The organism is Bacillus sp. YP1, assembly GCF_000877815.1.
Lineage (GTDB): Bacteria > Bacillota > Bacilli > Bacillales > Bacillaceae > Bacillus > Bacillus subtilis.
The window spans coordinates 254,561-280,045 of the sequence record NZ_CP010014.1; the positions used below are offsets into that span (position 1 = coordinate 254,561).

Consider the following 25,485-nt stretch of genomic DNA (forward strand, 5'->3'; position numbering starts at 1 on the left):
CCTTTTTGAAACAAATAATGATTTTTCTCACAAGCTTCATGCTGCTGGCGATGACTGGACAAACGGCTCTTGCCAAAGACGTACAGGTCAGCGGTTCGCTCCTTGGGAAAAGCAGCCAAGAACAAGCCAAACAGCAGGTGCTGACAAGCGAGCTGATTACACTGTATGGATCAAAAGACAGCGCAGAGCTGACGTATCAGATCCCGGCAGGCGCCTCTTCGGGCAATCAGCAATTGGTAATCGAATACGAGGCATCAAATCTTTTAATTTCTCCATCATCGTTAACGGTTGTCATTGATGATGAACCGGTCAAGACGTTAAAGCTTGATGGTGATTCCAAACGGAAAACAGTGAAGCTGAATCTGAATAAAAGCCAGTCTGCGCAAGGCTATCACAACGTATCGCTGAAATTCTACGGCGTAATGAAAGAGGGCGTGTGCGTCAGACAGGATACATCAGGCAACTGGATCAAAATTTATCCGGACAGCCGGCTGACACTTGCTGACAGCAGTGAAGCGAAGGGAACGTCGCTGGACCATTATCCGTATCCTTTCGCCCAATCTGGAAATACAGCGGAAGAAACAGCTATCGTCATTCCGGATAACCCAAGTTCAGCAGAAATAGAAGCTGCTGTTAAAACAGAAGGCTATTTGAAAACGGTGGACAGCAGTGTCAGTATTGCGTATGTCACGGAATCTGAACTGAAAAAAATCGATAAGCCGACGATTGTTATCGGCGTGGACAAGCATTGGAACGGCAAAGTGAAAAAACTGTTGAAACAAGCCGGGCTACAGGCAAAAGGAGAAAACCTTCTGCTTGCGGAGCGGGTGCTGAAAGCAGAGGGCAAACAGCAGCCGGTTCTGTTTGCGCAAGCGGCGTCCGAGGACGCGCTCACAAAAAAAATCAGCGTGATGACAGATCAGACATATACAGGCCAGCTCAGCGGCGATACACTTTCAATCAGCAAGCTTCAGCAGACTGAAAAAAAAGAAAGCGATAAGCTGACCCTTGAGAATTTTGGAGCGGGTGATATCACAATTGGAGCCGACAAAACATCTTCAGCACATTATTTTTATCCGGCTTCGGCTGTTTTAGATGAAAACCAATCGGCGAAGCTGTCGCTTAAACTGAAAAAGTCTGAAACGATTCAAGCCTCAACGGCTGAAAACGAGTCAGCCTCTCAGGCTGCAGAACTGAAAGTGATGATCAACGGCCAGCCGCACTCGGTCCGGCTTGATGAATTAGGAAAAGAAGATAAAAACGGATTCTATCATGTCACAGTGAAAGTGGACCCTAAGCTGCTGCAAAAAAACCGCTACATTGATATTCAGTTCGTCACGACCGGTTTAAAGGAAAACAACCCTTGTAACACCACTGATGAAGAAAAGTGGGTTTTTATCGATAAAAACAGTACATTATCATACGCCATCAAAGGCATGTCCCCGTCAGCGGATTTTCAAGAGTGGCCGCTGCCTTACGCCGGAAACCAGGATCAAACAACGTTAATCGTGCTTCCTGACACCGTAAGCCAATCGAAGCTAGAGGAGCTTTCTCTCGTAACAGAATCCTTTGGCAACGAAGCACAGCATTCATATACGGTAAAGAAATCATCTGACGTTACAGCAAATGATGCGAAAGGACGAAACCTCATTTTCATAGGAGGGATCAATCAATTTTCTCTTCTGAAGGAGAAATCATCAGATCTGCTTGTGCCGCAGGAAAAGAACGGCTCGTTTGATGTATCTAGTTTCGAGATGCTGAATGAGACGACAAAACAAGTGGTATTTACCCAAGCATCGGTTTGGGATTCACGCTATACAATGGCTGTCTTTGCACCGTCAAAAGGAGATGGCACGGCTGTCACAAAAGAGATCATCAGTTATCTGAACAGCAACGATGAGTCGGCAACCGTCCTTAATGAAACAAACAGCCAGCAGGTGTTTACAAACCACCAGCAGCTCAAATCGGAAACAAACAGTTCCGATGCAGAACAACCAACACAGGATCATAGCCAGAAATGGATGTATATTGGTGTGCTGGCACTCATTATGGTGGTTGCGGCAGTGTTCATTTGGATTGCCGTAAGACGCAAAAAAAGAAAGACAGATACAGAATAAAACAGAGGCGATTTTAGCCTCTGTTTTTTTATTTTTGGTAAGTAAATTCCATTTGTGGAACCTGTCATTTTATTTTTTTCTCTCAGCCAATAAGCCTCTTTACAACGTGCGGGAACGGGAGTATGATCTCTTTTAGAAAACAAATCGCTTAATCTGAAATCAGAGCGGGGGACCCAATAGAACGGCTTTTTGCCGTTGGGGTGAATCCTTTTTAGGTAGGGCTAACTCTCATATGCCCGAATCCGTCAGCTAACCTCGTAAGCGTTCGTGAGAGGAGATGAATGAAACCTGTGTTCGATGTTATGGCACAGGGGCATCCGTTTGCCTCTGTGTTTTTTGTTGTTCATTTTTGAATGCAAATCGCATACAGAGACATCATAGCAGAAAGGACTATCATCAACATGTGAGAGCAAGACACTGATGGATGTTTTATTGTTTTAATTGAAAAATGAGAAATTAAAAGGGGAAGACATCGATGTATCATTCAATCAAACGTTTTTTGATTGGGAAACCACTAAAATCCCAAGCAGCTGGAGAGCAAAAACTGACGAAATTAAAAGCCTTGGCTATGCTTTCCTCAGATGCGCTGTCATCTGTCGCATATGGGACAGAACAAATTCTAATCATTTTGGCAACAATCAGTGCAGCCGCATTTTGGTACTCCATTCCGATTGCGGTTGGCGTTCTCATCTTGCTGCTCGCACTGATTCTTTCATACAGGCAAATTATTTACGCTTATCCGCAGGGCGGCGGGGCGTATATCGTTTCTAAAGAAAATCTCGGTGAAAAACCGGGATTGATTGCGGGCGGTTCATTGCTTGTTGATTATATTTTAACAGTAGCGGTAAGTATTTCCGCAGGCACGGATGCCATCACGTCAGCCTTTCCTGCATTGCATGATTATCATGTGCCGATCGCTATTTTTCTCGTGTTAGTGATTATGATTTTGAACCTGCGCGGGCTTTCGGAATCAGCATCCATACTTGCCTACCCGGTTTATCTGTTTGTGGTGGCGCTTTTGGTTCTCATTGCAGTCGGGTTGTTTAAACTTATGACAGGACAAATAGACCAGCCAGCCCATCATACATCGCTCGGCACACCTGTAGCCGGCATTACGCTATTTTTGCTGCTTAAGGCTTTTTCCTCCGGATGCTCAGCGTTGACCGGGGTTGAGGCCATTTCTAATGCGATTCCTGCATTCAAAAACCCGCCTGCGCGAAACGCGGCAAGAACGCTTGCGATGATGGGGATTTTGCTGGCGATTCTGTTTTCCGGCATCACGGTTCTCGCGTACGGGTATGGTACGGCGCCGAAACCTGATGAAACAGTGGTTTCACAAATTGCGTCCGAAACCTTTGGGCGGAATGTGTTCTACTATGTCATCCAAGGTGTCACATCGCTTATTTTGGTTCTTGCGGCAAATACGGGATTCTCAGCCTTCCCGCAGCTTGCCTTCAACCTGGCGAGAGACCAGTATATGCCGCGAATGTTTACAGTCAGGGGCGACCGCTTAGGCTTCTCAAATGGGATTATCTTTTTAGGCTTTGCCTCCATTGTTCTCATTATCTTATTCGGGGGACAGACGGAGCACTTAATCCCGTTATATGCTGTGGGCGTATTTATTCCATTTACGCTTTCACAAACCGGCATGTGCATGAAATGGATCAAGCAAAAACCAAAAGGCTGGATCGGAAAAATGCTGATCAACTCCTGCGGCGCTCTGATATCATTTATGGTTCTATCCATTCTGTTTGTGACGAAGTTTAATGTCGTATGGCCTGTGTTAATCTTTATGCCTATCGTCGTTTTGCTGTTTTTTGCGATTAAAAATCACTATACTGCGGTTGGTGAACAGCTTCGCATCGTAGACAAAGAGCCGGAAGAAATCAAAGGCACCGTTGTGATTGTGCCTGTGGCCGGTGTCACCACCGTCGTGCAAAAATCGATTCACTATGCGAAATCACTGTCCGATCAGGTGATCGCCGTTCACGTGTCATTTGACAGAGAACAGGAAAAGAAATTCGAAAAACGTTGGGAAGAGCTTAATAACGGAGTGCGTCTCGTGACGCTTCACTCCTCTTACAGAAGCCTTGTCCATCCGTTTGATAAGTTTTTGGAAACAGTTGAGGCAAAAGCGAAGAAGGAGCAGTTTTCCGTTATGGTGCTGTTTCCGCAATTTATAACGAAAAAACGCTGGCACACCATCCTTCACAACCAATCGGCCTTCCTCCTCAGAGTCCGGCTGTTCTGGAAAAAGGACATAATGGTTGCCACACTGCCGTATCATTTTAAAAAGTAAAGCTCTAGGACCAAGGGAATCACCTTGGTCCTTTTTAGCGGGAAAAGGAGGTATGGGGGTGTATACACAAGGTGCTTTTGTGATCGTATTGAACGAAAGTCAGCAAATTCTGCTGGTGAAACGAAAAGATGTCCCTCTATGGGATTTGCCGGGCGGCAGGGTTGATCCCGGGGAATCGGCTGAGGAAGCGGCAGTGCGGGAGATATTGGAAGAAACGGGATACAATGCAGCGCTTTCTGCGAAAATAGGTGTTTACCAAAGGCCAAAGTTTCAAGATGAACAGCATCTGTTTTTCGGAAGCATTACAGGCGGACAAGCAATGGCTGACGGCACAGAGACAGCGGGATTAAAGTGGGTTTCCCCGGGGCGTTTGCCGCTTTTTATGGTGCCGAATCGAAAAAGGCAGATCAATGATTTCAAGAACGGCGCTCAAGATGTAAATGTCACCGTCAAGGATAGCGGGTTGCTCGCGGCGATCGACCTGTTGAAAAGAAGACTGGGCAAGTGATTCAGGTCTCCGGGTTTTAAAGCCTTTCTCCTGTGGTATTGAAAAAAGGAAAAAGGAGGATACGTTATGGCACACAAAACTGCAGGACAAGCAATGACAGAGCTGCTTGAGCAATGGGGAGTTGATCATGTATACGGCATCCCCGGAGACAGTATAAATGAGTTTATCGAAGAATTAAGACACGAAAGAAATCAACTGAAGTTCATTCAAACCCGCCACGAAGAGGTAGCGGCACTGGCAGCCGCGGCTGAAGCAAAACTCACCGGCAAGATCGGAGTCTGTCTGTCAATCGCAGGGCCGGGAGCGGTGCACTTATTAAATGGTTTATATGATGCTAAAGCCGACGGCGCCCCTGTGCTGGCGATTGCAGGACAGGTTTCTTCTGGCGAAGTCGGACGGGACTATTTCCAGGAGATTAAGCTGGAGCAAATGTTTGAGGACGTGGCCGTGTTCAACAGAGAGGTACATAGCGCGGAATCACTTCCGGATCTCTTAAATCAGGCGATCAGGACCGCCTACAGCAAAAAAGGCGTTGCGGTATTGAGCGTGTCAGATGATTTGTTTGCGGAGAAAATCAAACGGGAGCCCGTGTATACTTCACCGGTGTATATTGAAGGGAACCTAGAACCGAAAAAAGAACAGCTCGTCACCTGCGCCCAATATATTAATAACGCTAAGAAACCGATTATCCTGGCAGGGCAGGGAATGAAAAAGGCGAAACGGGAGCTCTTAGAATTTGCGGACAAAGCCGCCGCTCCGATCGTTGTTACACTCCCGGCAAAGGGTGTTGTTCCCGATAAGCACCCGCATTTTCTCGGCAACCTCGGGCAGATCGGAACAAAGCCGGCTTACGAGGCAATGGAGGAATGTGATTTATTAATCATGCTCGGAACGTCATTCCCGTACCGTGATTATTTGCCAGATGACACGCCGGCGATACAGCTCGATTCAGACCCGGCAAAAATCGGAAAACGGTATCCGGTGACAGCGGGCCTTGTCTGCGATTCGGCTCTCGGTCTGCGCGAATTGACAGAGTATATTGAACGCAAGGAAGACAGAAGATTCCTGAATGCCTGCACAGAACATATGCAGCATTGGTGGAACGAAATTGAAAAAGATGAGACAGAGGCAACAACACCGCTTAAACCTCAGCAGGTCGTGGCCCGTCTTCAGGAAGCGGCAGCCGATGATGCGGTGCTCTCTGTCGATGTCGGCACTGTGACAGTCTGGATGGCGCGTCATTTCAAAATGAACGCGAACCAGGATTTCATCGTTTCCAGCTGGCTTGCGACAATGGGTTGCGGCCTGCCGGGAGCGATCGCAGCAAGCTTGTCCGAACCGGAACGCCAGGCGATCGCCGTCTGCGGTGACGGGGGATTTTCCATGGTCATGCAGGACCTCCCGACCGCCGTCAAATATAAGCTCCCGATCACAGTCGTTATTTTAAACAACGAAAATCTCGGCATGATTGAGTACGAGCAGCAGGTCAAAGGCAATATCGACTATGTCACAAAACTTCAAAATGTCGACTATGCCGCATTTGCAGAAAGCTGCGGAGCAAAGGGCATCAAAGTGACTAAAGCGGAAGAGCTTGCGCCGGCTTTCCATGAGGCGCTGCACTCTGACCAACCGGTCGTAGTGGATGTCATGATTGGAAACGAACCGCCGCTTCCTGGCAAAATCACCTACGGGCAGGCGAAAGGTTTTAGCAAGTACATGCTGAAAAACTTCTTCGAAAACCAAAAATTTGAAATGCCGTCACTGAAGAAAAGCTTGAAACGGTTATTTTAAAAAAACAGGGGCCCTAAGAGCCCTTGTTTTTTGTTGGAAACAAATGTATTTTCAGCATGTTTGAATTCATAAAATGATCGGTATATGTATTAGGAACTGATTTCGCCATACTCGAAACAGACAAAAGGACAAATGCATCTTGTTTCAAAGCAAGATGCATTTGTCCTTGTATGTTTATTCTTATCAAATCTTACAGAACTCTTCTCATTATAAGCTTATTTCTCTTTTTTCTTCAGCCCGAAGAAGAAAGGAAAAGCAGAACCGACCAAGAAGGTGCCGAATAAAAACATGCCGCCGATAAACACGTGGAAATTTGTGTGTCCGGCCGTAAACGCCGTGATTAAGGAAATGATACTGAGCACGATCATGGCAATGCCGGGCGCGACTCTCATTTTTCCCTTGGATCTATGGGCAGTAACAGAACATAAAATGCCGATAACAATAGGAACAATCCACAAATAAAACAGAATAAATACTGACATCATCAAAACTCCGATTTTTCTTCTATCATAACAAATTTCTGTCAAAAAGGGTATCAATGAGCTTTGCGAAAAAATAAAAACCGGCTTTAGAAGCCGGTTTTTATTGAAACGTATCTACAATTAAAAACACATTCAAAGCAACGATCAATACAGCAATCAGCCAAGACACCACTGTGACCCATTTGGCGTTGATCAGAGATCCCATGATCCGTTTATTGCTTGTAAACATAATAAGCGGAATGAGGGCAAAGGCGATCCCGAATGACAGCACGACCTGGCTCAGTACGAGAGCGGTCGTCGGATTAACACCTGACGCGATGATCAAGATCGGCGGAATGATCGTGATAAAACGCCGTACATACAGCGGAATGCGGTAGTTGATAAATCCTTGCATAATCACGTCGCCTGAAAGTGTGCCGACAGACGAACTGGATAGACCGGCAACGAGCAGCCCGATCCCGAATAAAGCCGCAGACATAGGGCTGACAAGATGTCCGAATTGCTGAAATGCGACGTCGAGATCCTCAACAAACAGGCCGTTTTTGAAGAATAATGCGGCAGCCACAATCAGCATACTTGCATTAATAGCCCCTGCAATCAGCATCGCTATTAAAATATCAATAAATTCAAACCTAAAGATTTTTTTCCGTTCTGCATCAGTTTTGCCAACCACCCGCCGCTGTGTAAGGGCAGAGTGTAAATAAATGGCGTGCGGCATAACAGTTGCGCCAAGAATACCCGCTGCAAGAAGCACACTGTCGGTGCCATGAAACGCCGGGACAAAAAGGCCCTTCATCACTGACACGGCATCAGGCTTTGCGAAAAAGGTCTGCAGCGCAAAGGCGATCACGACCACAAACAGCATACCGGCAATACCGGCTTCAAGTGAGCGATAACCGCGGCGCTGAAGCTCCAATATCGCGAAAGAACCGATCGCCGCAATAATAGACGCTTCAAGCATCGGAATGCCGAACAGCAAATACAGTCCCAGAGCCGCTCCGATAAATTCCGCCAGATCAGTTGCGATAATGACCAACTCGCCCTGAATCCATAATCCGATCGAGACAGGCTTCGGGAATTCTTCACGGGCAACCTCAGGCAGATTTTTGCCTGTCGCAATACCGAGTTTGGCGGATAGGGATTGAATTAAAAGCGCCATGATATTGGAAAATAATATCACCCATAAGAGCATATATCCGTATTTAGAACCCGCCGAAATATTCGTTGCGAAGTTGCCGGGATCAATATAGGCAATGGCTGCTATAAATGCAGGGCCGAGAAAAGGGAGCAGCCCTCTGAATCCTCTGATTTTCCCGTCAAGCGCATCTTGGACGGCTTTGGAACGGGGAGATTGTGCTGTGATGTCCTTGTTCATCATGTCTCACCTGAATTCTGTTTGTTTTTGCCGTACAACAAAGAGTTTCCTTAAGGCAAATTATTTTATCTACATCATATGACCATCCCGGTTTCTTGTCAACCGAAAATGTTCAAAATACACTTCTGAATTTTTCCCTGTTATGTAACATGATATGTAGGGATTCGGGATAAGGTCCCATATAAAAAGACATCGTTTCATTTCGAAACGATGCCTCCTGTATCTAATGAGTCGAGTCTAGGCTTCCTTCCGCAGCCCGCGGAATATAAGGCCCAGCAAGAACACGAAGATGGCTGCCCCGATGATGGCCGGGAAAATAGCAAAGCCGGCGAGGCTCGGTCCCCATGTGCCAAGAAGTCCGTGCCCGATCCAAGCGCCGATCAGCCCGGCAATCATAGAGCCGAAAATTCCTCCCGGCAGCCGGTTTCCTACAATGGCGCTCCCAATTAATCCGATAACAATTGCAACAACTAATGAAACCAAAAAGCTAAGCATCATGATCACCTCTCATAAATGATTTACCAATCAATAACCGCTCCTGATCATTTCGAAACACCTAAAAGCATATTCCTTTATGATCCTGTTTTAATCTTTCTCTGCACACTGCCGTCAGCTAAATGAACAATGACCTCAGTGCCTTTATGCGCCGCGATTTCCTTTGCCCGTTCAATCGCTTCTTTCTTTGTATCCTTGATTTCAGACACACGTTTGGCGCCCTCGGCTTTGACTGCCCAGCCTTTTTTATGCTTAATAACATGCTCTGCTTTATTCATGAGCTCGGGGTTGCTGCCGCTGCTTGGATCAGCATCGCGTTCTGTCTCATCATCATGCGTCAGGAAATCATCAATTTCATCTGTAGAGGCGTTTTCCGCCCATTCCTTCGCTTTGCTTGTCGCAATTGGAATCGCGCGCCCTTCCTCATAGCCTTCATCAATCATCGCATTCGCAATGTCTATCGCCTTTTTTCTCACCGGCTTCTCAAGATTTTTTAATGAAGCAGGATAATCCTTCATCGACCAAGGCATGTCCATCACTCCTTTTCCTTTTATAAAAATGGTACCCGCAGGTGAAAAATAAAAACGCATCCGAAAAAATGAAGGTATACTATATAGTAGAAAAAACGGAAGGGAAGTGCGGATTGGGTGCTAACAGAACGAAAAGAAGACTTACATCAGCAATTAAAAGAGATAGAGAAATGGGAAAAAGATCAGCAAAAAGTCTGGTTTTGGGAAAAGCTCAGCCGTCTCCCGTTTCAGCTGCTGGACAAGCTGACACCGGAATTCATCCAGAAAAAGATCGGCAAGCTCTTGGATGAGGTCGGCAGCTTTGTTCAAACAGGCGGACAGTACCTGACATCTGAAAAACAGATTATCAGGATATTTCAAAAGAAACTGCCGGAGGAGATCTTTGAATCGCTGGAGGACATCCGGAAAGCGCCTCTTCCTGTCATGGATGAAATTGCGGAAGGAATGGGCAAAAACAGAACAAACGCAGCAACCGTTCAAGGCGCGACAACCGGTGTGGGCGGCGTGTTTACGCTGGCGGCAGACATTCCGGCAGTGCTTGGCTTATCACTAAAAACATTACAGGATATCGCAGTCGCATACGGCTATGACCCAAAGGAGAAAAAAGAACGCGTCTTCATTGTGAAATGTCTGCAGCTGACGTCGGCTGATGTTGTCGGCAAAAGATCGATTTTGCAAGAATTAAAACACTACGATCAAGACCGTACATATAAGAATGTCGCTTCTCAAATCCAAGGCTGGCGAGAAGTCGTTTTGGGCTATCGAGACACGTTTGGCTGGAAAAAACTTTTCCAGATGGTGCCGGTTGCCGGAATGGTTTTTGGCGCCGCTGCCAATCGTTCAACATTAAACGACATTACCGAGACAGGCATGATGCTGTACAAAAAGAGGCGCATTCTTGAACGACTGAAAGAAACAGAACGAGAGATGGAATAGCAGAAAGCAGACGGACACCGCGATCCGCCTGCTTTTTTTAGTGGAAACATACCCAATGTGTTTTGTTTGTTTAAAAGAATTGTGAGCGGGAATACAACAACCAACACCAATTAAAGGAGGAATTCAAAATGGCAGACAATAACAAAATGAGCAGAGAAGAAGCAGGTAGAAAAGGCGGAGAAACAACAAGCAAGAACCATGACAAAGAATTCTATCAAGAGATTGGTCAAAAAGGCGGAGAAGCCACTAGCAAAAACCATGACAAAGAGTTCTATCAGGAAATCGGCGAAAAAGGCGGAGAAGCCACTAGCAAGAACCATGACAAAGAGTTCTATCAAGAAATCGGTGAAAAAGGCGGAGAAGCCACTAGCGAAAATCATGACAAAGAATTCTATCAAGAAATCGGCCGAAAAGGCGGAGAGGCAACAAGCAAAAATCATGATAAAGAATTCTACCAAGAAATTGGCTCAAAAGGCGGAAACGCCCGCAACAACGACTAATCAAAAGCATAAAGGCAGACAACCTGTAAATAAAAAAGCGATCCGGCACATCAGCTGGATCGCTTTTTTTTGGAATCTTCTCAATTTATGCCACTATTGCGATACAATAAGTGAAAAAGGGGTTTTCGCTAATGTCCAAGATGCAAAACTTGCTCGCCATCGCAAATGAAGTCAAAGAAAAGCACGCCAATTTTTCAATCTCAGAGGTCAACGACCACTGCGTGCGCCTTGCGGTGTTTACGGGAGAATATGACTGGCACCATCACCCTGACTCAGACGAATTGTTTATTGTTCTTGAAGGGGAGCTGCTGATCGATTTTAAGGACAAAGAAACCGCGGTGCTCAAAGCAAATGACAGCCTGCTGATCCCGAAAGGCACGGTTCACCGCACACGCTCTTATGTCAGAACGGTTAATCTCTGTGTGGAGCATAAACAAGCCGAAACCGTCATCATAGAGGAGCAGCCATGCTAATCAAAAAGATGATATGTGAAGTAGACGCTGCAAACGCTGAAGCATTTGCAAAAGCGCAGTCACAGTGGGGAGCATTATCGCATATAAGCGGCTTTATCAAACAGGCCGGCGGCTGGCGAAAAACGATAGACGAGCCGCTCACCGCAGAAATCATCAGTGTATGGGAAAACAGAGAAGCCTATGATCATTTTATGGAGAACGAACATGACAGCATATACGAGGAAAACGATCAGAAGGCTGTAATTCTTTCGATAGAGGTGACGGTGTACGAAGAGGATAAACCGTTCGTTCACGATCTGTTACATAACCCCGATATCCGGTACGAACCAAACTGGACGGTTCTGAAGGCATAATCAAAGCCCAAAACATCATGTTTTGGGCTTGTCTCTTTACTCGCGTCCCGGAAGTGTATTATGAACATAAGGCGGTGCTGGTTTTAACTCCGGTTTTTCTCCAAACGTTTTTGCCTCTTTCACATATTCAAAGGCTTCTCCGTCCGGCGCTTTTTCATTCAGCCAGTTTTGCTCGGCGCTTTCTTCGCCTTCAGAGAAATTGATAAGCTGATGTGAGAACTCTTGTTTTTCGAGCGCTTTCGGGAATGTACCCGGCACAACCGGACCTTCCTGTGCTTCTAATTCTTTAATGGCGGCGAGCCATTGATTTTGGTGCATTGTGTCACGCGCCAGCAGGAAGCTGAGCATATCTTTGACGCCTTTGTCATCCGTCATTTCAAACAGGCGTGCGACCTGCAGACGGCCCTGAGATTCCGCATTCAGGTTGGCGCGGAAGTCTGCCAGCAGGTTTCCGCTTGCTACGATATAACCGCCGCTCCAAGGTACGCCTGTACTGCTTTCCGGCATGGCGCCAAGTCCTGATACAATCGCATGGTGAGGGTTCATGCCGCCTAGGATGGAGCCGATGACCGGATCTTCAGCAGCTTTTTCCTGCTGATCAAGAGGGGCATCCTCAAGAAGTCTGGCAATCATCGTTGCGATCATTTCAACATGCCCGAGCTCCTCAGTTGCCGTATCCATCAGCAAGTCCTTGTATTTTTCATTTCCTCTTGTGTTCCAGCCTTGAAATAAGTACTGCATGGCAACTGAAATTTCTCCGAATTGCCCGCCTAAAATTTCTTGCATTTTTTTAGCGAATAATGGATCTGGACGATCTGGTTTAGCAGGATGCTGCAGCATTTTTGTGTGCTTAAACATGTACCCATCTCCTTTTTCGATTATCTCTTTTTATATTTCCGATCGATAGAAAGATAAACGAAAAACAGCGTATCGAGATGGGAACTATGAATCTTTTCGCAGCTCCAACAGTTCCCGGATCAGCTCCCGGCCGAAGATGGGCTCATACTGCCGGTAAACAGGGTCAAGACGCTTCATCCATTCTTGTTTCTCTTTATCTGACAGCTCATAAATATGTATAGCAGAATTCTTTTTGATTTCTTCCAGCTGCTCCTTGTTCATTTGTTCGGCATACGTTTCATTCCAATCCGTCGTCTCCTTCATCGCTTCAGTCAAAATGCGCCTTGTTTCTGGTGTTTGCGCCTTCCAGAAGTGTTCATCGGTCATGACAGCGTAGCCGAGATAACCGTGGCTGCTTATTGTCAAATAGTCCTGAACATTATAAAATTTTTTAGAATAGATGTTTGAAATTGTATTTTCTTCGCCATCGACTACATTGTTTTCTAACAGCTGAAAGGTAGAATTGAAGGATTCCTGATGAGGTGTTGCGCCAAGCAGCTTGAACTGATCCTCAATCACATCGCTTTGCATAATGCGCAGATCCTGCCCTTTTAAATCATCCGGTGTTTTGACCGGCCCTTGATTTGTTGTGATTTGCTTAAAGCCGTTCGTCCAATAGGCCAGTCCTTTTAATTGGTTTTTCTTTAGAGAATCAAACAGCTGTGTACCGATGCTTCCGTTCAGCCCTTTTTTGACGGCGTTGTAATCTGTAAATGCATACGGCAGATCAAGCACTCCCCATTCAGGCGAGAGCATGCCGAGCTTCGATGTGGAGGGGGCGATAAATTGAACATCGCCGTTTTGCAATGCTTCAATTTCTTCAATGTCCGAGTACAGGCTTCCATTCGGAAATACTTCTATTTTTATTTTCCCGCCTGATTTTTCGTTCACCAGATCAGCGAATTTATTGGCGGCCAGCCCTTTTGGCGTATTTTCAGCAACCACGTGGCTGAATTTAAACACGATTTGATCCTGCAGGCCTTCCTGGTCGTCATCATAAACAATCTTTTTATTGCCGGTATGATCATGGAATCCGATAAATAAAGCGGTTGCAATTCCAGCGATCATCAGTGCGAGACATGCAAGCAAACTCTTCATGAAAAGCCCTCCCCTATGTTAAGGATAATGGGGGCAATGACATTCGTAAAGACCTGAAAGGAGAAGCTGATGAACAAAAAGAAGCTCTCAATCCGTTGGAAAATCACGATCTTATCCTATATACTCGTCATTTTCTCCTTTTTGATCGGCGGCATTGTGCTCATCGGCAACATTCAGCATACAGAGGAGCGGGAGCTGAAAAAGCGGCTGATGAATACGGCCCGGACTGTGTCAGAGATGACAGAAGTGAAAGAAGCCTTGGCGCGAAAAAAACAAACAGAAGCTGTTCGCCATGCGGTTGAAGAAATCAGGATGATTAATGAAGCAGACTATATTGTCGTCATGGATATGAATCACATCCGATATACGCATCCTGTCAGCACAAGCATCGGCAAGAAATCAGAAGGTGCAGACGAGGAGGCAGCGTTTGCGGAGCACATTTATTTCTCTGAAGCAAAGGGCGAGCTCGGCACGGCGGTTCGCGCTTTTTATCCGGTTAAGGATCAAGACCTGAACCAAATAGGCGTGGTGCTTGTCGGAAAAACGCTGCCGGGGATCGCTGACATCCTGCTTCATTTAAAGCGTGATATCGCCTTCATCGTTGTGCTGACACTCGGCTTCGGCCTTGCTGGTTCCTTTTTGCTGGCCCGCCATATCAAAAAACAAATGTTTCAGCTTGAACCCCATGAGATTGTCCGAATGTATGAAGAACGGACAGCGACGTTTCACTCGATGAATGAAGGGGTAATCGCCATTGACAATCGTCTCATCATTACGATTTTCAATGAAAAAGCGAAACAGATCTTTGAAGTGCAAGGGGATCTGATCGGCAAGGTGATTTGGGAGGTTCTCAAGGATTCGCGCCTGCCTGAAATCGTGGAGCGGAACAAAGCGGTTTATAATGAAGAAATTCGTGTCAGCGGAAAAGTCATCATGAGCAGCAGAATTCCGATCGTCATGAAGAAAAAAGTGATCGGCGCCGTTGCGATTTTTCAGGACAGAACGGAAGCGGCCAAGATGGCAGAGGAATTGACTGGTGTCAGAAACTTTGTGGAGGCGCTCCGTGTCCAAAACCATGAGCATATGAATAAGCTGCACACGATCGCCGGCCTCATCCAGCTGGGGAAATCTGAAAAAGCCTTGCAGCTTGCATTTCAGGCATCAACTGAGCAGGAAAATGTGACTGAATTTTTGCATCGCTCGATTCAAAATGACGCTGCGGCAGGCCTTTTATTAAGTAAAATCAGAAGGGGAAGAGAGCTCGGCATTGCTGTTCATATAGATGAAAACAGCAGTCTTCAGCAATTTCCCGAGCATGTTGATCAGCATGATATTGTCGTGCTTTTAGGGAATCTGATTGAAAATGCCTTCGGCTCATTTGAAACCGTTCAATCTGAAGACAAACGAATTGACATTAGTATCGAACAAACAGATGATATCCTTGCTATTTTAATAGAAGATAACGGCTGCGGAATTGATCCGGCACATATGCCTCGCCTTTACGACAAAGGTTTTACGGTCAATAAAACTGGTGGCACAGGCTATGGCCTGTATCTAGTGAAACAAATCATAGACAAAGGATCGGGCACGATAGAAGTTGATTCACATGCGGGGCAGGGGACATCTTTTTCTATCGTTTTTCCAATGAAGGGGGAGGAAGCACAGCATGGCTCGTAAAGAATGGAAGGTTCTGCTCATTGAAGACGATCCGATGGTTCAAGAGGTCAATAAGGATTTCATTACAACTGTTAAAGGCGTTACTGTCTGTGCAACGGCAGGAAACGGAGAGGAAGGCATGAAGCTGATTAAAGAAGAACAGCCGGATCTCGTCATTCTCGATGTGTACATGCCGAAAAAAGACGGCATCAAGACCTTGCAGGAGATCAGAAAGCAAAAGCTTGAAGTGGATGTCATTGTCGTCTCCGCTGCAAAAGACAAGGAAACGATCTCACTCATGCTGCAAAACGGGGCGATTGACTATATCTTAAAGCCGTTTAAGCTTGAGCGAATGAGACAGGCGCTCGAAAAGTACAAGCAATATAAACAAAAAATCGAAGCGAATGATACGCTGTCCCAGGAACAGCTCGATGCGATCCTGAATATTCCGCAGCAGGCCGTACAGGATCTGCCGAAAGGGTTGAATCACTTCACGATGAATGAAGTCACTGCTTTTTTGAAACAGCAAACCGCATCCCTTTCTGCTGAAGAGGTCGCCAAGGCGCTCGGCATCGCCAGAGTGACAGCCAGACGATATCTTGATTACTTAGAAAAAACCGGGATCATCAAATTGGACGTTCAATACGGCGGAGTCGGCCGGCCGGTCAACCGCTACGTGTTAAAAGGATAAACCTGAGACCAAAAAGACCAAAATGTCCGTTATGATCATAAACTTCCCCAGACGTTATGAAAACGCTATCATTCTAGTAAGAAAGACACAAAAGGCGAATAGGACAGGGGGATGAAGGATATGAAACTGTTTAAAAATTTAACAGTTCAGGTCATAACCGCGGTCATCATCGGGGTCATTGTCGGGCTGGTCTGGCCGGATGTCGGCAAAGAAATGAAACCGCTTGGCGATACATTTATCAACGCTGTTAAAATGGTGATCGCACCAATCATTTTCTTCACAATCGTTCTCGGGATTGCAAAAATGGGCGATATGAAGAAGGTTGGAAAAGTAGGGGGAAAAGCGTTTATCTATTTCGAGGTTGTCACCACCCTCGCACTCATTATCGGTTTATTTGTCGTCAATATTATGAAGCCGGGTGCGGGTCTTGATTACAGCAAGCTTGAAAAGGGAGATGTATCACAATACACGCAAAATGGTGGTCAGGGAATCGACTGGATTGAATTTGTTACACACATTGTTCCATCCAACATGGTTGATGCCTTCGCAAAAGGGGACATTTTGCAGGTCTTATTCTTTTCTATTCTTTTCGGAGTGGGTCTTGCGGCATTAGGCGAAAAAGGAAAAAGCGTCATTGATTTCTTCGACAAGGTTTCTCACGTTTTTTTCAAAATTATCGGCTACATTATGCGTGCCGCGCCAATCGGGGCATTCGGGGCGATGGCGTATACAATCGGACACTTCGGGCTCGATTCCATCAAACCGCTGGCAAGCTTAATGATGTCTGTTTATATTACGATGTTCCTGTTCGTATTTGTTGCTTTAAATATCATCTGCAAGCTTTACGGATTCAGCCTGTGGAATTACCTTCGCTTCATTAAGGATGAGCTTTTGATCGTGCTTGGCACAAGCTCTTCCGAATCGGTGCTTCCGCGTATGATGGATAAAATGGAGCGCTACGGCTGTTCCAAATCCGTTGTCGGGCTTGTTATTCCGACGGGCTATTCGTTTAACCTCGACGGCACATCCATTTATTTATCAATGGCGACTGTCTTTCTGGCACAGGTGTTTGGAGTAGACCTCAGCATCGGCCAGCAAATTACGATTATCCTCGTTCTGATGCTGACATCGAAGGGAGCGGCAGGTGTGACGGGAAGCGGATTTATCGTCCTTGCCTCAACGCTGTCAGCGCTGCAGGTCATTCCGCTGGAGGGTCTTGCACTCCTGCTCGGGGTCGACCGTTTCATGAGTGAAGGAAGAGCCATTGTGAACCTGATCGGAAACGGAATCGCCACGATCATTGTTGCAAAAAGCGAAAATGAATTTGATGAAGCAAAAAGCGTAGAGGCTGTTGAAGGCATGAAAAAAATGAAAACAGCAGTCTGAAAAAAGAACGGCCCATCCATGGGCCGTTTTTTTAATTGTTTAAGAATTATTAAGGTAAGGACAGAGACCTCAGCATTTTTTTGTTATATAATTTACAAATGGATACTATATTGAATGAAGGACGTTTGTCCTAACAGGAGTGTATAAATGGCCGCTTTAGTTAAATTTTTTCAGCACCCGGGAGTAAGGCGTTTCTCCATCTTTGTCGTGTTAACTGGTGTGTTATATCTATTTAAGAGCATGATCAACTTAATATTGCTTACCTTCATTTTCACATTTCTAATGGATCGTTTGGAGCTTGTCGTGCGGCAGTTTGTAAGCCAGTTCTTCCGCGTGAGCCAGCGGGTTGTCATTACGTTTCTTTACATGTTGCTGGCTGTGCTGCTTACAGTTGGGGGCTTTGTGTTTTATCCGGTCGTTGCGGCGCAGATCCAGCAGTTGGTAAAGCAGATTAAACATATTGCGTATCATCCTGACAGCATCCCTTTCTTTGATGAGATCACCAGTGTCTTCGGAGATATTAACATCAGTTCATATGTCAAAGAGGGCTTCAATGTAGTGTATACGTATCTGGCCGATATCAGCACATTCGGCTTGCAGGTTGTGATGGCGCTCATTCTTAGCATGTTTTTCTTATTTGAGAAAAAACGGCTTTCTGAATTCATGGCGAAATTTAAAACGAGCAAACTGAGGGTCTTTTATGAGGAAATTGCTTTTTTCGGAAGCAAATTTGCAAGAACGTTCGGCAAGGTGCTCGAGGCTCAATTTATCATTGCGCTCGTCAACTGTATTCTGACGTTTATCGCGCTTTGGATTATGCATTTTCCGCAGCTGTTTGGGCTTTCGATTATGGTGTTCTTCCTTGGATTGATCCCTGTAGCAGGCGTCGTCATTTCCCTGATTCCGCTCAGCATTATCGCCTACAGCACTGGCGGTGGAATGTATGTGCTCTACATTGTCCTTGTCATATTCGCCATTCATGCGATCGAAACATATTTCTTAAATCCGAAGCTGATGTCGGCGAAAACAGAGCTGCCAATCTTTTTCACCTTCACAGTACTCATTTTCTCTGAACACTTTTTCGGCATTTGGGGTTTAATTATCGGGATTCCGATCTTTGTGTTTCTCCTTGATATTCTGGATGTCACCAACAAGGAAGATAGGTCTAAAGGACCCCGAGAGAATAGCGATAAAGTTTAAAATCGAATAATGAGTGTGCCTCGATCTGCCGGCCTGCCTGTTCAGGGCATGGAATTAAGACTCGGAATCGGAGCTTGGCATTGCTTCGCACAGTGGTGAACACAACAGGTGACAATGCCTGTCATCATTACAGAAACTGAAAAGAACAAACAGTCGGAGTAAACGCTCATCATCGGTTTAACCAAACATTTGGAAGCAACAAATGCTATAATACAAACAGTGCCTAATGTTGGGCACTGTTTATTTTTTGTCGAAAAAGGAGGAAGGCTTTATGGCTGAGCCGATTTTACATATTGAAGGCCTCGATAAAAAGATTGGGTCTAAACAGATTTTAAAACAGATCAGCATGGACGTCATGGAGGGTGAAATCATCGGCCTTCTCGGTCCAAATGGTTCCGGAAAAACAACACTCATCCGTATTATCGTCGGGCTGCTGAAACAAAACAGCGGAAGCGTGACAATCAGCGGATTCCAGCATGATACAGAGTTTGAAAAAGCGATGGAAGCGGTTGGAGCGATTGTTGAGAACCCTGAGTTCTATCCGTACCTGACAGGCTGGGAAAACCTCAAGCACTTTGCGAATATGCACAAAAAAATAGCGGATGAACGGCTTGATGAAGTGGTGGAACGTGTCGGGCTGACGTCAGCGATTCATGATAAGGTGAAAACCTATTCCCTTGGGATGCGCCAGCGTCTGGGAATCGCCCAGGCAATTCTTCACCGGCCGAAGCTTCTCATTCTAGATGAACCGACAAACGGCCTCGATCCTGCGGGGATGAAGGATTTTCGCGATCATATTAAGGAACTCGCAGAAATGGAAGGAACAGCTGTCCTGTTTGCCACTCATTTATTGCGCGAGGTTGAAGACTTGTGCGACCGTGTCATCATCATTCAAAAAGGTGAGATCAAAGCGGAAGTCAGCTTACAAGGAACTGATCAAACCACAGAAAAAGCGATTATAGAAGTGCAGCCGCAAGAAAAAGCGCTCAATTGGCTGACAGGCAATCAATATCAAGCTGAGAGCCAAGACGGGACGATTGTAGTTGATGTGGCAAAAGAAAACATACCGGAGCTGAACCGATCACTTGTCGGACAAGATCTGAATGTATTTTCCATTACGCCTTACACGCAATCACTGGAAGACGAATTTATAAAAGCGACGACCGCTCATCAAGAGGAGGGAGAAGAGCTTGTCTAAATTAATTTGGAATGAACATATGAAACTTTTTAATCGGAAGGTCACTTTGGTTTCCCTTATCCTGATGGCTGTCTTTCAATTCTTCATGGCTTTGATCATTAAACGGATTGTCATCAGTGCCGGAACAGATGAAAACTTCATCGGCTATTTATCGTATACACCGAGCCTGAACATTTTGCTGCAGGCTTTAACGATCGTAATTGCAGCAACAATTGTTTCGATGGAATTTGATAAAAAGACGATCAAATTTTTGCTCATTCGTCCGGTTAAACGCCAAAAGGTCTTTTGGTCAAAATTAATCACAGTCGTGATGGTCAGCTTCTATTTGTATCTGGCATACTACATTCTGGCATTATTATTCGGTCTCGTGTTTTTTGGCACATCGGTGACTGCGGAATCAAAGACATTGCTGGTCAACACCTTGGCGCTGATCGGGTCAAACTGGCTTGAAGCTGTAATGATGGGATTATTCGGGCTGCTTTGTTCTTCGCTGTTCCGCAACAGCGCGGTAGCAGTTGTTGTTTCTTTTGTCGTTTTATACGGAGCGAGTACACTTGTTCAGCTCATGAAGTTGTTTGAAAACAAGTGGGGCAGCTTTTTGCTTTTTGCGAACACTGACTTTACGCAATACAGAAGCGGAGAGACAGCGTTGTTTTCAGGCATGACGCCATTGTTTTCAATTGGAATTCTCATCATACATGCCATATTCTTCATCGTTGTTGGCTGGTGGTGCTTCTGTAAACGGGATGTTCGGGTCTAAAGGCAAGGAATGACATTTTTGTGAAAAAGCTCACGTAAATCAATATCATTTGATATTTTGGTTTATACTAAAGGTACTGACGGAGGTGTCTCGATTGAGGAACTTTATTACCGCTTTACCGATCGTATTGCTGCTTGGATTCTCATTTGTGTCATTCATGTTTCAGTTTGAACATCTTGTTTATTTCAGGCTCGCGCTTGGGTTGTTTTCTCTCGTGGGACTGTACATGATATATAAAATGAAGACGGGCATCCGCTATTTTATCATCTATCTGTATGCCAGCTGGATTGTGTTGGCCGCAGTGACCGCTTTTGAAGAGCCGATTTTCTCAAGCTTTTTCTTTGGCGGCCTGGTGATGACGATGGGTTACCTGACATATATGCTGATTTATCTCGGCATGAAACAAGACCGGGATGCAAATCCTGTGTAATCGCGCTGTTCCCTTGGGGAACGGCGTGTTTTTCTATACTGGACAAAAAGATTAACAGTTGCGGAAAAATGGCAGGAAATCTATAATACATATTAAATTTATCGGAATTAAAACTTGGGGGGCTGCCGGATGTCATTATTTATACAAAACGATCAACAGCGGCAATGGATGGAGAAAATCGGACGGATTGCGGATGAATTTCAGCAAACAGCTGCTGAAGATGACGAACAGGGACGTTTTCCTGCAGAGAAAATACAAAAACTGCGTGATGCTGGGTATACAGCATTAACATTGCCGGCATCTCATGGCGGAGGGGGCATTTCTGTTTACGATATGCTCCTGTTTCAAGAACGGCTTGCACGGGGAGATGCTCCGACGGCTCTTAGCATCGGCTGGCATTTGAGCGTGATCGGGGAGCTTGGAGAAGGCAACAGCTGGGATGAAGACGTATTTGCATTTGTTGCCAAGGAAGTCCAGAACGGAGCTGTCATTAACAGGGCGGCGACTGAAGCGAAAACCGGAAGCCCGACAAGAGGAGGGCGTCCCGGTACACACGCCGTCAAAAAGGATGGCAAATGGGCAGTGAACGGGAGAAAAACCTTTACGACGATGTCACAAGCTCTGGATTATTTTTTAGTAACCGCATGGATTGAAGACAAACAAACAACAGGCGTGTTTCTCATTCATAAAGATGATCCCGGCTTGTCGATTGAAGAGACGTGGGATATGATGGCGATGCGGGCGACTGGGAGCCATGACCTTGTACTGAACGAAGTAATGCTTGATGACAATAAGCTGGTGGAACTGCTTCAAGGGCCTCGTGGAGCTAAGCCGAATGGCTGGCTGCTTCACATTCCTGCGATTTATCTTGGTGTGGCTCAAGCTGCTCGTGACTATGCAGTGCAATTTGCATCTGAGTATTCTCCAAACAGCTTGAATGGACCGATCAAGAATGTCCCGGCCGTACAGCAAAGAACAGGCGAAATGGAGCTTGAACTGCTCAATGCCAGACACTTTCTTTTCCATATCGCTCAATTGTATGACGATCCGGAGCGGCGTCCACACTTGACCAGCGAGCTCGGTGCGGCGAAACATATCGTCACAAACGCTGCGCTGTCTGTTGTTGATAAAGCGATGAGAATTGTCGGGGCCAAAAGCCTGGAACGAACCAACCCGCTTCAGCGCTATTACCGTGATGTGCGCGCCGGTCTTCACAACCCGCCGATGGATGACGCCGTGATACACAAGCTGGCAGCTGAAGCGTTTGAGTCATAAAAAAAGAGCCTAGCCGGCTCTTTTTATGTATTGTTTTGCTCTTGCAGATTTTTTTGATGCTTGCGGTCGATCCTGTCATAAATAACGTTCATCAGCTTTGGATTGCCCATAATCGCCTCTTTGTTTTCCTGGATCAGCTGTTGGTAAGTTTTCACTTTACGCTTCGGCATGCTCCGGTGCCCTCCTGACATGGTTGTATTCACTTTCTAACTCCGTCAGCGACAATTCATACAGATGACGCTTTGACTTTTTGTATATACCATTCTGTATTAACAGATGAATGAGCTGTTTTTTTCTGATTTCTGCAGACTGAGGTGTCATTGTGTCACCAACCTCCAATCAAACGATATTGATAATCATTATCAATTAACTTCAGTATACAATGTCCGCGTTAGCCTGTAAAGGTGAAAACAGTCCTATTCTTTCGCCAATTTACAAACATTCAACAAATCGACAAAAAGTTTCCCGGGCAATAATTTGCTGTCGAAATATTCCGCTTCATTGAACGCACCCTGCTATTTTTCATGTTTTGAACCATACTATGTAATAGAATGGAGGCTGGTATTCAATGGAGCGGACAGAAAATCTGAAAAAGGGAGAAAAAGGGGCGCTCCTCAATATTTTTGCATATGTCATCCTTGCTGTTGTAAAGCTAGTTATCGGGATTCTATATCATTCTGAAGCGCTGAGAGCAGACGGGTTAAATAATGGAACAGATATTGTTGCGTCAGTAGCGGTGCTGATAGGATTGCGGATTTCTCAAAGACCGGCAGACAGCGATCATCCATACGGCCATTATCGGGCTGAAACAATTTCGTCTCTTGTTGCGTCTTTTATTATGATGGCAGTCGGCATTGAAGTGTTAATCGGCGGAGGAAAAGCGATTGCGGGCGGCACAACGGAAACGCCAAATCTTATCGCGGCATGGACGGCGTTAGGCAGTGCTGTGTTTATGTATGGCATCTATTTATATAACAAAAGGCTGGCAGCGTCCATTAAAAGCTCTGCCCTGATGGCAGCGGCAAAGGACAGCAGGTCAGACGCTTTTGTAAGTGCCGGCGCGTTTATCGGTGTTTTTTCGTCCCAGCTGAAGCTGCCGTGGATTGATCCGGTAACGGCTTTTATCATCGGCATCATCATTTGCAAAACAGCGTGGGATATCTTTAAAGACGCTTCACATTCCTTAACAGACGGCTTCCATTTAAAAGATCTTGAGCCTTACAAACAGACCGTCGGCAGGATCGAAAATGTGCATCGCCTAAAGGATGTGAAAGCGAGGTATTTAGGCAGTACAGTTCATATCGAGATGGTCATTACGGTTGATCCGAAGCTTACAGTAGAAGAAGGCCATGGAGTGGCGGATGAAGTAGAAGACAAAATAAAACATGAACACGATGTCACTCATGTTCATGTTCATGTAGAGCCTGACGACATAAAATAAGGGTGTTTAACGAATTAGCTTATATGTTCAGATAAAAATTCAGTCACTTCTTCAGGCGTTTTGGCATTGGCGCTGTGAAGGTGAGCTGTTTTTTCACCATTTTTGAAAATAAGCAGGCTGGGAATGCCCATTACTTGGTATTTTTCAGCCAGGTCAGGAAGCTCGTCCTTATTCAGCTCATACCAATCGTTTTGGTTGTACTCTTCCAAAATATCGCCGATGAACATATTCATGCGTGTGCAGTCTGGGCACCAATCAGCATAAAACTTTACAATGATTTCTTTATCAGATTGAATCAGTTCATTAAATTGTTCGTTTGTCGTGATTTTTTTCATATGTCACATCTCCTTTTCAATGCCATTTTAATATAAAATAAAAAGGAATTACATACAAATGCATTCAACATCAGCATGCCCAAAAATAATTAGATCATTTTCCGGTGAAAATGATAAGATAGTAAAGATGAATTGTAGTGGGGGGAGTATCCATTGAAAACAAGTCTAGGATTAGTGTACGGAGGAAAGTCGGCAGAACATAATGTTTCCCTGCAGACGGCTCTGGCTGTAATCAAAGCGCTAAATACTGAGAAGTTTGATATACATCCGATTTATATAACAGAAAAAGGCGAATGGGTTAGAGGCGCCCGTTTAACTGAGCCTGTTTCAAACGTGAAAATGCTTCAATTTGAGCAAGGAGGCAATGCTTTTTCTCCAGCTGCCCTGAACCAGGAGATGTTTCCGCAGGAAGCGTCACAGCAAAATGAAGCCATCGACGTCGTATTCCCGCTCCTCCACGGACCGAACGGAGAAGACGGTACGATCCAGGGAATGCTCGAGCTGTTGAACATTCCTTATGTCGGCAACGGAGTGCTTGCTTCCTCAGCTGGCATGGATAAAGTTGTCATGAAACATTTATTTGCTCAGGCCGGCCTTGCTCAGGCTAAATACGCAGCTTTCCTTAAGAAAGACTGGACTCGTTCTCCGAAAGAAAGCTGTGAGGAGGTTGAACAGGAATTAGGCTACCCTTGCTTCGTAAAACCGGCGAACCTCGGCTCAAGTGTCGGAATCAGCAAATGCCGAAACCGTGAAGAACTGCAAAAAGCGTTTGAGCTTGCTTTCCAATATGACCGCAAAGTCGTCGTTGAAGAAGGAATTAACGGCCGCGAGATCGAAATCGGCGTTCTTGGAAATGACGATCCTAAATGCTCTGTTGTGGGAGAAATCGCACCGAAGACAGATTTCTACGATTACAAAGCGAAATATGAGGATGGAGATACTGATCTTATGATTCCGGCGATTGTGACCGATGAGGAATACGCTACAATCAGTGATATGGCGATCAAAGCGTTTAAAGCGATCGACGGTTCAGGACTCGTCAGAGCGGACTTTTTCCTGACAGCTGACGGCGAAGTTCTGATCAATGAAGTCAACACAATGCCTGGCTTTACACCTTTCAGCATGTTCCCGCTGCTCTGGAAAGAAGCCGGAGTGGAATATGCTGACCTGATTGAACAGCTTGTGGAGCTTGCAAAAGAACGCCACGCTGAAAAACAATTGATTAAGCATACATTCTAATGAAGAAGGACACTGCCGGT

The 25,485-nt window shown here is 45.5% G+C and carries 27 protein-coding genes, 1 pseudogene and 1 riboswitch; of the genes and pseudogenes, 18 read left to right on the forward strand and 10 right to left on the reverse strand.

All coding sequences use genetic code 11. The features are described 5' to 3' along the window. Positions 1 to 5: 5 nt before the first annotated feature. The 4 genes from QF06_RS01130 to QF06_RS01145 all read left to right on the forward strand — a co-directional run bounded on the left by QF06_RS01130 (position 6) and on the right by QF06_RS01145 (position 6,715). On the forward strand, positions 6 to 2,117 hold the full coding sequence (locus QF06_RS01130) for a cellulose biosynthesis cyclic di-GMP-binding regulatory protein BcsB (RefSeq protein ID WP_003246598.1): 2,112 nt from the start codon (positions 6 to 8) through the stop codon (positions 2,115 to 2,117). Between the two features lie 135 nt (positions 2,118 to 2,252). Then, positions 2,253 to 2,396: riboswitch (cyclic di-AMP (ydaO/yuaA leader) on the forward strand. 196 nt (positions 2,397 to 2,592) lie between these two features. Continuing rightward, positions 2,593 to 4,416, forward strand: a complete 1,824-nt coding sequence (kimA, locus tag QF06_RS01135) for a potassium transporter KimA (protein ID WP_003246693.1) — start codon at positions 2,593 to 2,595, stop codon at positions 4,414 to 4,416. 58 nt (positions 4,417 to 4,474) lie between these two features. Then, positions 4,475 to 4,924, forward strand: coding sequence for an NUDIX hydrolase (mutT, locus tag QF06_RS01140; RefSeq protein WP_003246544.1), 450 nt, complete (start codon positions 4,475 to 4,477; stop codon positions 4,922 to 4,924). A gap of 66 nt (positions 4,925 to 4,990) precedes the next feature. After that, complete coding sequence (locus tag QF06_RS01145) at positions 4,991 to 6,715, forward strand: pyruvate oxidase (RefSeq protein WP_003246569.1); 1,725 nt, start codon at positions 4,991 to 4,993, stop codon at positions 6,713 to 6,715. Here QF06_RS01145 and QF06_RS21685 read toward each other — a convergent pair. The 5 genes and pseudogenes from QF06_RS21685 to QF06_RS01165 form a co-directional block, all read right to left on the reverse strand. Then, positions 6,707 to 6,902: pseudogene (locus tag QF06_RS21685) on the reverse strand (hypothetical protein). The gene QF06_RS01145 and the pseudogene QF06_RS21685 sit on opposite strands and share 9 nt — an antisense overlap. 28 nt (positions 6,903 to 6,930) lie before the next feature. Continuing rightward, on the reverse strand, positions 6,931 to 7,197 hold the full coding sequence (locus tag QF06_RS01150) for a hypothetical protein (protein ID WP_017697017.1): 267 nt from the start codon (positions 7,195 to 7,197) through the stop codon (positions 6,931 to 6,933). Between the two features lie 100 nt (positions 7,198 to 7,297). Beyond that, complete coding sequence (locus QF06_RS01155) at positions 7,298 to 8,575, reverse strand: Nramp family divalent metal transporter (RefSeq protein ID WP_041850718.1); 1,278 nt, start codon at positions 8,573 to 8,575, stop codon at positions 7,298 to 7,300. Between the two features lie 234 nt (positions 8,576 to 8,809). Beyond that, a complete protein-coding gene (locus tag QF06_RS01160; RefSeq protein ID WP_003246519.1) occupies positions 8,810 to 9,067 on the reverse strand; it encodes a GlsB/YeaQ/YmgE family stress response membrane protein in 258 nt (85 codons plus the stop codon). Between the two features lie 77 nt (positions 9,068 to 9,144). Beyond that, positions 9,145 to 9,597, reverse strand: coding sequence for a DUF2188 domain-containing protein (locus QF06_RS01165; RefSeq protein ID WP_041850719.1), 453 nt, complete (start codon positions 9,595 to 9,597; stop codon positions 9,145 to 9,147). Positions 9,598 to 9,714: 117 nt separating this feature from the next. Between QF06_RS01165 and QF06_RS01170 the strand changes: the two genes are divergently transcribed. From QF06_RS01170 to QF06_RS01185, 4 genes are all read left to right on the forward strand, one after another. Beyond that, the gene (locus tag QF06_RS01170; protein WP_041850720.1) at positions 9,715 to 10,533 is read left to right on the forward strand and encodes an EcsC family protein; all 819 of its coding nucleotides are present in this window, start codon (positions 9,715 to 9,717) and stop codon (positions 10,531 to 10,533) included. A 128-nt stretch (positions 10,534 to 10,661) separates the two neighbouring features. Continuing rightward, positions 10,662 to 11,033 carry a glucose starvation-inducible protein GsiB gene (gene gsiB, locus QF06_RS01175; RefSeq protein ID WP_003246542.1) on the forward strand — a complete coding sequence of 124 codons (372 nt, stop codon included), beginning with the start codon at positions 10,662 to 10,664 and terminating at the stop codon, positions 11,031 to 11,033. Between the two features lie 131 nt (positions 11,034 to 11,164). Further along, a complete protein-coding gene (locus QF06_RS01180; RefSeq protein WP_003246564.1) occupies positions 11,165 to 11,506 on the forward strand; it encodes a cupin domain-containing protein in 342 nt (113 codons plus the stop codon). Next, positions 11,500 to 11,859, forward strand: a complete 360-nt coding sequence (locus QF06_RS01185) for a YdbC family protein (RefSeq protein WP_024572056.1) — start codon at positions 11,500 to 11,502, stop codon at positions 11,857 to 11,859. Before QF06_RS01180 ends, QF06_RS01185 begins: the two co-directional genes overlap by 7 nt. 36 nt (positions 11,860 to 11,895) lie before the next feature. On the opposite strand, the gene QF06_RS01190 is transcribed toward QF06_RS01185, so the two are convergent. Both QF06_RS01190 and dctB read right to left on the reverse strand, forming a co-directional pair. Further along, positions 11,896 to 12,717, reverse strand: a complete 822-nt coding sequence (locus QF06_RS01190; protein WP_041850721.1) for a manganese catalase — start codon at positions 12,715 to 12,717, stop codon at positions 11,896 to 11,898. Positions 12,718 to 12,801: 84 nt separating this feature from the next. Next, the gene (gene dctB, locus QF06_RS01195; RefSeq protein ID WP_033883551.1) at positions 12,802 to 13,854 is read right to left on the reverse strand and encodes a C4-dicarboxylate TRAP transporter substrate-binding protein DctB; all 1,053 of its coding nucleotides are present in this window, start codon (positions 13,852 to 13,854) and stop codon (positions 12,802 to 12,804) included. Between the two features lie 69 nt (positions 13,855 to 13,923). Between dctB and dctS the strand changes: the two genes are divergently transcribed. The 8 genes from dctS (at position 13,924) to QF06_RS01235 (ending at position 22,450) form a co-directional block, all read left to right on the forward strand. Next, positions 13,924 to 15,531, forward strand: a complete 1,608-nt coding sequence (gene dctS / locus QF06_RS01200; RefSeq protein ID WP_033883548.1) for a two-component system sensor histidine kinase DctS — start codon at positions 13,924 to 13,926, stop codon at positions 15,529 to 15,531. Next, on the forward strand, positions 15,521 to 16,201 hold the full coding sequence (gene dctR, locus QF06_RS01205) for a two-component system response regulator DctR (RefSeq protein ID WP_014478888.1): 681 nt from the start codon (positions 15,521 to 15,523) through the stop codon (positions 16,199 to 16,201). The genes dctS and dctR overlap by 11 nt, the downstream gene beginning before the upstream one ends. Before the next feature lie 120 nt (positions 16,202 to 16,321). Then, positions 16,322 to 17,587, forward strand: coding sequence for a C4-dicarboxylate transporter DctP (gene dctP / locus QF06_RS01210; RefSeq protein WP_014475862.1), 1,266 nt, complete (start codon positions 16,322 to 16,324; stop codon positions 17,585 to 17,587). A 147-nt stretch (positions 17,588 to 17,734) separates the two neighbouring features. Further along, positions 17,735 to 18,787, forward strand: coding sequence for an AI-2E family transporter (locus QF06_RS01215; protein ID WP_038827763.1), 1,053 nt, complete (start codon positions 17,735 to 17,737; stop codon positions 18,785 to 18,787). A gap of 271 nt (positions 18,788 to 19,058) precedes the next feature. Beyond that, positions 19,059 to 19,985, forward strand: coding sequence for an ABC transporter ATP-binding protein (locus tag QF06_RS01220; RefSeq protein ID WP_021481708.1), 927 nt, complete (start codon positions 19,059 to 19,061; stop codon positions 19,983 to 19,985). Between the two features lie 19 nt (positions 19,986 to 20,004). Continuing rightward, entirely contained in the window at positions 20,005 to 20,745 is a 741-nt protein-coding gene (locus QF06_RS01225; RefSeq protein ID WP_231573535.1) for an ABC transporter permease, read from the forward strand. Positions 20,746 to 20,839: 94 nt separating this feature from the next. Next, entirely contained in the window at positions 20,840 to 21,175 is a 336-nt protein-coding gene (locus tag QF06_RS01230) for a hypothetical protein (RefSeq protein ID WP_003225151.1), read from the forward strand. Between the two features lie 129 nt (positions 21,176 to 21,304). Continuing rightward, positions 21,305 to 22,450, forward strand: coding sequence for an acyl-CoA dehydrogenase family protein (locus tag QF06_RS01235; RefSeq protein WP_032726490.1), 1,146 nt, complete (start codon positions 21,305 to 21,307; stop codon positions 22,448 to 22,450). Positions 22,451 to 22,473: 23 nt separating this feature from the next. Here the strand turns inward: QF06_RS01235 and fbpB are convergent, their stop codons facing one another. Beyond that, positions 22,474 to 22,653 (reverse strand): Fur-regulated basic protein FbpB, encoded by a 180-nt coding sequence (gene fbpB, locus QF06_RS20790; protein ID WP_080262603.1) that lies wholly within the window; start codon positions 22,651 to 22,653, stop codon positions 22,474 to 22,476. Then, entirely contained in the window at positions 22,607 to 22,771 is a 165-nt protein-coding gene (locus tag QF06_RS20795; RefSeq protein WP_014478893.1) for a Fur-regulated basic protein FbpA, read from the reverse strand. Before QF06_RS20795 ends, fbpB begins: the two co-directional genes overlap by 47 nt. Before the next feature lie 247 nt (positions 22,772 to 23,018). Between QF06_RS20795 and QF06_RS01240 the strand changes: the two genes are divergently transcribed. Continuing rightward, positions 23,019 to 23,891 carry a cation diffusion facilitator family transporter gene (locus QF06_RS01240; RefSeq protein WP_014475869.1) on the forward strand — a complete coding sequence of 291 codons (873 nt, stop codon included), beginning with the start codon at positions 23,019 to 23,021 and terminating at the stop codon, positions 23,889 to 23,891. 14 nt (positions 23,892 to 23,905) lie between these two features. On the opposite strand, the gene QF06_RS01245 is transcribed toward QF06_RS01240, so the two are convergent. Then, positions 23,906 to 24,226: a thioredoxin family protein gene (locus tag QF06_RS01245; RefSeq protein ID WP_003234326.1), complete on the reverse strand. Its 321-nt coding sequence runs from the start codon at positions 24,224 to 24,226 to the stop codon at positions 23,906 to 23,908. Positions 24,227 to 24,379: 153 nt separating this feature from the next. Here QF06_RS01245 and QF06_RS01250 point away from each other — a divergent pair, with 153 nt between their 5' ends. Next, complete coding sequence (locus tag QF06_RS01250; protein WP_041850722.1) at positions 24,380 to 25,465, forward strand: D-alanine--D-alanine ligase; 1,086 nt, start codon at positions 24,380 to 24,382, stop codon at positions 25,463 to 25,465. Positions 25,466 to 25,485: the final 20 nt, after the last annotated feature.

Coding starts and splice junctions, on each gene's coding strand:
- dctR (WP_014478888.1), top strand. CDS start 15,521: ATGGCTCGTAAAGAATGGAAGGTTCTGCTCATTGAAGACGATCCGATG.
- QF06_RS01225 (WP_231573535.1), top strand. CDS start 20,005: ATGAAACTTTTTAATCGGAAGGTCACTTTGGTTTCCCTTATCCTGATG.
- QF06_RS01165 (WP_041850719.1), bottom strand. CDS start 9,597: ATGCCTTGGTCGATGAAGGATTATCCTGCTTCATTAAAAAATCTTGAG.
- QF06_RS01155 (WP_041850718.1), bottom strand. CDS start 8,575: ATGATGAACAAGGACATCACAGCACAATCTCCCCGTTCCAAAGCCGTC.
- QF06_RS01190 (WP_041850721.1), bottom strand. CDS start 12,717: ATGTTTAAGCACACAAAAATGCTGCAGCATCCTGCTAAACCAGATCGT.
- dctS (WP_033883548.1), top strand. CDS start 13,924: ATGAACAAAAAGAAGCTCTCAATCCGTTGGAAAATCACGATCTTATCC.
- QF06_RS01240 (WP_014475869.1), top strand. CDS start 23,019: ATGGAGCGGACAGAAAATCTGAAAAAGGGAGAAAAAGGGGCGCTCCTC.
- QF06_RS01185 (WP_024572056.1), top strand. CDS start 11,500: ATGCTAATCAAAAAGATGATATGTGAAGTAGACGCTGCAAACGCTGAA.
- QF06_RS01145 (WP_003246569.1), top strand. CDS start 4,991: ATGGCACACAAAACTGCAGGACAAGCAATGACAGAGCTGCTTGAGCAA.
- QF06_RS01150 (WP_017697017.1), bottom strand. CDS start 7,197: ATGTCAGTATTTATTCTGTTTTATTTGTGGATTGTTCCTATTGTTATC.
- QF06_RS01220 (WP_021481708.1), top strand. CDS start 19,059: ATGGCTGAGCCGATTTTACATATTGAAGGCCTCGATAAAAAGATTGGG.
- QF06_RS01235 (WP_032726490.1), top strand. CDS start 21,305: ATGTCATTATTTATACAAAACGATCAACAGCGGCAATGGATGGAGAAA.
- QF06_RS01215 (WP_038827763.1), top strand. CDS start 17,735: ATGGCCGCTTTAGTTAAATTTTTTCAGCACCCGGGAGTAAGGCGTTTC.
- kimA (WP_003246693.1), top strand. CDS start 2,593: ATGTATCATTCAATCAAACGTTTTTTGATTGGGAAACCACTAAAATCC.
- QF06_RS20795 (WP_014478893.1), bottom strand. CDS start 22,771: ATGACACCTCAGTCTGCAGAAATCAGAAAAAAACAGCTCATTCATCTG.
- gsiB (WP_003246542.1), top strand. CDS start 10,662: ATGGCAGACAATAACAAAATGAGCAGAGAAGAAGCAGGTAGAAAAGGC.
- QF06_RS01180 (WP_003246564.1), top strand. CDS start 11,165: ATGTCCAAGATGCAAAACTTGCTCGCCATCGCAAATGAAGTCAAAGAA.
- dctP (WP_014475862.1), top strand. CDS start 16,322: ATGAAACTGTTTAAAAATTTAACAGTTCAGGTCATAACCGCGGTCATC.
- QF06_RS01160 (WP_003246519.1), bottom strand. CDS start 9,067: ATGCTTAGCTTTTTGGTTTCATTAGTTGTTGCAATTGTTATCGGATTA.
- dctB (WP_033883551.1), bottom strand. CDS start 13,854: ATGAAGAGTTTGCTTGCATGTCTCGCACTGATGATCGCTGGAATTGCA.
- QF06_RS01245 (WP_003234326.1), bottom strand. CDS start 24,226: ATGAAAAAAATCACGACAAACGAACAATTTAATGAACTGATTCAATCT.